Raw genomic sequence first — 5,543 nt, forward strand, 5'->3', positions numbered from 1 at the left:
CAGGAGAAGTCGGCACTCACGGAGACAGAGCGTGAATTTCAGAAAGCCTTTGTTCAGGCGGTCATTGCTAAAAGCGGGTTGGAAGAAGCAGGCTCCTCCGGCACATTCGCCTTTTCATCAGGGGACAAGGATGAGCATGAGTTTAAGGGGATAAAACTGCCGGGATTTGTGGAAGAACAACTGAGGGCGGATTTCGGCAGCGGCCTCTACCAGAAATACCTTTCTCCATGTTCTTCGGATACCAATGTCGAAGGGTCGGACCCTGTTTCGGCCTCCTTCGGCAGCGCCAGCATTCACTTTCACACGAAACCGGTATTGGATCATTTGAATTACACCTATTTGATGAAGGTCAGGTCGCTGCTGGAAGAAGCTGTGGCAACCAGTACCGATGCCGGCACCCAATCACATTATGAACTGTTACTGCGCAACATTGAAAATGTTATTCACTGAGATGCCACTGAATACGGTTATAAAAAAAATTAGTCTTGCCGCTGTGCTCCTGGGTATGTTTGTTGGAGTATCCATGGCGCAGGAGAAAAAAGATTCCACCAAGGCCACGGATTACGGAAAGCTGTTCGAGGGCAAGCCCGTGAAAAGTTCGGAGGGCATGATAACTCTGCGTAAAATGGACGGGAAGGTCTATTTTGAGCTTCCCACGGAACTGCTGGATAAAAAAATGCTCCTGGGGGCCTCTGTTGAAGCCACCAGCAATGCCGCCGATGCGGCAACGGGGGAACAGCCGGACGCTCCCCTGCCCATTTATTTCACGATGGAAGATTCCACCGTATACCTGCGTGAAGTCAACATATCGGCCGTGGCCGGGGATAGTACGCGGGCGATACAGTCGGCCCTTGAAAAAAATAGCCTGGGTCCCATTCTGGATTCCTTCGATATTGAGGCCGTAACGCCCGATAGTTCTGCGCTGGTTTTTGATGCCACGGCTATCTTTATCAACGGCAGGGATGCCATTGATCCTTTTGGACCCTATGCCGGTGTTTCCTCGTTATTTGCCAGTAAAAGGCCAACGTTTAAGAAGGGACGCTCTCAGCTGGTCGACGTGGCGGCTTTTGAAGATAATATTACAATCACAAGTTATCTGTCCTATGACATATCCTCTTCCTTTTTGGGGTTCCGGACAGAGAATAAACGTCCCGCCACCTACCGCATGAAACACACCCTGGCATTATTGCCGGACCAGACGATGCGCCCGCGAATCAGTGATCCCCGCATCGGAGTTTCTTCCAACGAATACTACAGGATTTCCGGGGAGGACAACGGCACAGAGGAGGTGCGGTATGCCAACAGGTGGAAACTTCTGCCGGAAGACCCGGAGGCTTTCAGAGAAGGGAAGCTGGTGGAGCCGGTCGAGCCCGTGGTCTTTTACATAGATGATACCTTTCCCGATGCCTGGGTCCGCTACGTGGAGAAAGGCGTAGACGACTGGAATAAAGCGTTTGAACAGGTTGGGTTTAAGAATGCGCTGGTGACCCGCCCGTTTCCGGAAAATGACCCCGGTTTCGATCCCAACAACATCAAATACACTACGATAAACTACGTGTTTAGCAATAATGAAAGGGCAAAGGGACGAACGTGGGTGGATCCCCGCTCCGGAGAAATTCTAAGTGCGTCGGTTTCGCTCTACCAGGGAGTGCTGGACCGGCTGCGGAAGAGCATCTTTATCCAGGCCGGGGCGGCCGAAGAGCGGGCCAGAACGACCGATATCCCGGACGAGCTGCTGGGCAAGGCCATCAGGGACGTGACCGCCCGGCAAGTGGGACATACACTGGGCCTGGCCCGCAATATCGGGGCATCTTCGGCCATCCCGGTGGATTCCCTGCGATCGCCGTCCTTTACCCGGCGATACGGCATTACCCCTTCCATCATGGATAATGTAAACTTCAATTACGTCGCCCAGCCCGGTGATGTCGAGCGTGGCGTAAAGATGACGCCCAATGATTTGGGAGTATACGATCACTATGCCATCAAGTGGCTTTATACACCGATCCCCGAAGCCGACAACCCGGACGATGAGGTCCCTGTTCTGAGAAAATGGATTGCTGACAAGATTGATGATCCCATGTATCGCTACCGGGAATATGATTCGAATAGTTCCCAGGACCCAAATTTGCATCCTAATGTTTTAGGACTGCTGGGCAGCGACCGTGTAAAGGCTGCTCGCTATGCGATCAGGAATCTGAGGTATGTGTTTGAGCATATGAACGCATGGGTCGATGGGGAAGATGAGGATTACCGGTTCCGGACCGACATAAACTTCTCGGTTATTAATATAGAGTTCTACTGGTACTGGCGGCATGTGCTTGCCAATATCGGGGGCATTTATCAGCAGCGGAAGTATGAAGGCGATCCTTTTCCGGCTTTCGAGGTGGTGCCCGAAGCAGAGCAGAGAAGGTCGCTGACATTTTTGCTGGAGGCGCTGGAGGCCACCTCGTGGATGAATAACGAACGCATCAACCGGGAGATGAATGATATCAACGGGGATGTTCAGAATCGTACAGTATCCGTTTTGTTTCCGTATACCTTGCGTTGGGGCGTTGAACGTATTAAAGTGAGTCAGCAGAAAGCATATGGCAATACGTATACGCAGCAAGATTTTTTAAATGATGTATTCAATTATGTGTGGGAGAGTACCACAGCGGGAAGCAGCCCAACCAGAGGGGAGCGCATGATGCAGACGCTGTTGACCGATTACCTGATTGATAAATCACCGATCCGCAATGACGAAGGCAAAGAGGAGAGGGGCGCGAGTGCCGGTACGTATACATGGACCGACAAAGACCGGGAACTGCTGCAATACGGCCTGCCGGATTTGTCCAGCCGTAATAACCGTATATCCGCCCCGAGAGGAGATGGCGCAGTCATATCGCAGCTAATAAACATCGAACGTCTTACCGGTCTGCCGGCCCGGGACAACAGTGAAAGCGCAGCAGATCTATCGGATACGATCTACTCCTTACTGAAAAAAAGTAAAAATATGCTTGAAAAAGGGGTTGAGAAGCAACAGGGGGATGTTAAAGAGCAATATGAATATCTGTTGCTGAAGCTTACCAAGGCTCTGGAAACGGATTAAAGGGCAGCTGTTGGTTTAACAGTCAGGAGTAGGGCTCTTGAGTAAAAAAGTCGATAGTTGAGGCTGAGATGAATAGAATTGGAAAAACCTCGAATACCCGAATCAATAATACTTTCCGTTATTCCTGTCAGGAGGCAAAAAAGGCAACATCTGAAACATTCCGTCCCACGTACAACCAGCTTCTATAAAAATGGAAACCATGTACATATTATGGTCTCCATCTAATAATAGAATCACTACACCATACTACCTGACTGAAAAAAGATTCTTGCTCCTACTCTTCCTCCTGGGCCTCAGCTGCGTTGTTCCGCTCTTCGGCCTCCCGGTTTAGCTCGCGAATCGTGTTCTGATTTTGATCTTTTTCCTTGACGCGGGCCGACTTACCCTGGCGCTCCCGCAGGTAGTAGAGTTTTGCCCGTTTGATATCGCCCTGTCTACGCAATTCAATTTTGTCGATAAACGGAGAAAAGAGCGGGAAAATACGCTCTACCCCGATATTACCGGCTGAAATTTTACGGACCATAAACGTTTGGTTGGCACCGGAACCCCGGCGGGAGATAACGAGCCCTTCAAATTGCTGGATTCGCTCTTTGTCTCCTTCCCGCACAAGATAGTGCACATTTACCGTATCCCCGGTTTTAAACTCGGGATACTTATCGGTCATTAATGCCTGTTCTGCTAATTTTAACTTATCCATGATTATTTTTACTAATGTTCGTTTCGAAATTTTTTATACATCTCAGGACGTACTTGTTTGGTACGCTCCAGCGATTTTTTCAATCGCCATTCTTTTACTTTTTGATGGTTACCCGATCGCAGGACTGCCGGTACGTTCATGCCCCTGAACTCGGCGGGACGCGTATAGACCGGTCCCTCCAGCAAATCGTTTTGGAAGGAGTCGGTCAGTGCGCTTTCCGCATCGCCCAGCGCGCCGGGCAAAAGGCGAACGATCGCATCGGTCATCGCCATAGCCGGCAGCTCGCCGCCGGAAAGCACATAGTTGCCTATGCTGTATTCCCGGGTAATCAATTCATCCCGCACGCGCTGATCAACGCCTTTGTAATGGCCGCACAGGAACATCAGGTTCTGTTTGACGGAAAGGGCATTCGCATCCTCCTGCTCAAACAGATCGCCGTCGGGCGCGGTAAAAATGATTTCATTATATGCTCTCCGGCTCGACAGCTGCTCGATACAGGAAAATATAGGCTGTGGCGTCAACACCATGCCGGCGCCTCCCCCATACGGGTAATCGTCGACCTTCCGGTGCTTGTCTTCCGAGTAGTCCCGGAGATCGTGAATATGGATCTCTACCAGCTTATTTTCCCGGGCCCTGCCCACAATACTGTGATTCAGGGGCCCTTTCAAGAGCTGCGGTAAGGCCGATATGATATCAATACGCATCATAGATTACAATTTTCCCAGTTGTTCCAGGTTCCGGCAAAGGATCTGCCGGTGCTCTTCGTTGACCCCCTTAACATACTCGTCCACAAAAGGGACCAGCAGTTGTTCCCGGTTGCGGGTGGAGATCTGCAGGATGGGATGGGCCGGGTTGTGAAGAACTTCTTCTACCGTGCCAATCCGGCTGCCGTTCATCCGGACCTCAAAAGAGGTCATATCCACCGGGCCGTCACCATCGTGGTCCAGCAGGTGGTCTACCTCGTCGCGATCTGCAAAAACCGCATACTGCTTTAGCCTGTCGGCCTGTGTGCGATCAGTCACATGCTCAAATTTAACAAAGAACGAAAGTCGGTTATGCTTTTCCTGTACCCGGACCGACTCAACCCGGGCGGGGACCAAATCCCCTCTGGCATTTTCAATGCGTACCAGATCAAGCGAATCAAAAAGTGTCGGAGCGTCCAGTTCGGAGATGATCAACACTTCTCCCTGTACACCGTGAGACCGGGCGATATACCCGATTTTATGATACTGGTTTTCAATTGATTCCAGCATAATGGGCTTGGCCCTGCCGGCGAATATATTCGGCAAAGCTTTGCTTTGATAATGATCGTTTATTCTATTCTTCCTCGTCGTGCTTATCGTCCCACGCGCGGCGGACGGTTACCCGATCCTCCTCTTCCGTTACAAAGCCTTCGAGTTCCTCCAGCGGCGTATCTTCGATATGCGAAATGGCTTCCTTGGCCAGCATCTCGCTGGAAACCGGCGTGTCGGATTGATCTGATGCTTCTTCCGTTTCCTCTTCTTTGTCCCCGGCATCTTCTTTTTCCTCTTCAGAAGCTTCTGCTTTTACTTTCTCGTCCTCCGCTTCATCCGATTCCGGCTCTTCCTCTTCAGAGGTTTTCGCGCGTTCTTCCTCCGTTTCCTCTTCTGAGTCTGACGCTGATGCTTCTTCACCTGAAGATTTTTCTTCCTGGGCCTCTTCTTCCTCCCGGGCGTCAGCTGCAGGCTCCTGCTCTTCGGTGTCCTCCTTTTCTTCTGCTACATCCGCCGAAATCGC

At 50.9% G+C, this 5,543-nt stretch carries 5 protein-coding genes and 1 pseudogene; 2 read left to right on the forward strand and 4 right to left on the reverse strand.

The features are described 5' to 3' along the window. Both ACESLU_RS10860 and ACESLU_RS10865 read left to right on the forward strand, forming a co-directional pair. The coding region (locus ACESLU_RS10860; RefSeq protein ID WP_372638670.1) for a hypothetical protein at positions 1-450 on the forward strand (450 nt) is incomplete at its 5' end. 1 nt (position 451) lies between these two features. Further along, on the forward strand, positions 452-3,088 hold the full coding sequence (locus tag ACESLU_RS10865; protein ID WP_372638671.1) for a zinc-dependent metalloprotease: 2,637 nt from the start codon (positions 452-454) through the stop codon (positions 3,086-3,088). Positions 3,089-3,362: 274 nt separating this feature from the next. Here the strand turns inward: ACESLU_RS10865 and rplS are convergent, their stop codons facing one another. The 4 genes and pseudogenes from rplS to ACESLU_RS10885 all read right to left on the reverse strand — a co-directional run. Then, positions 3,363-3,785, reverse strand: coding sequence for a 50S ribosomal protein L19 (gene rplS, locus ACESLU_RS10870; protein ID WP_372638672.1), 423 nt, complete (start codon positions 3,783-3,785; stop codon positions 3,363-3,365). A gap of 11 nt (positions 3,786-3,796) precedes the next feature. Then, positions 3,797-4,489 carry a tRNA (guanosine(37)-N1)-methyltransferase TrmD gene (gene trmD, locus ACESLU_RS10875; RefSeq protein WP_372638674.1) on the reverse strand — a complete coding sequence of 231 codons (693 nt, stop codon included), beginning with the start codon at positions 4,487-4,489 and terminating at the stop codon, positions 3,797-3,799. Between the two features lie 6 nt (positions 4,490-4,495). Then, positions 4,496-5,074, reverse strand: a complete 579-nt coding sequence (rimM, locus tag ACESLU_RS10880) for a ribosome maturation factor RimM (protein ID WP_372638673.1) — start codon at positions 5,072-5,074, stop codon at positions 4,496-4,498. A gap of 28 nt (positions 5,075-5,102) precedes the next feature. Further along, a pseudogene (locus ACESLU_RS10885) lies at positions 5,103-5,543 on the reverse strand (hypothetical protein); the annotation flags it as partial.

The sequence above is a fragment of the Fodinibius sp. genome (assembly GCF_041642155.1).
Lineage (GTDB): Bacteria > Bacteroidota > Rhodothermia > Balneolales > Balneolaceae > Fodinibius.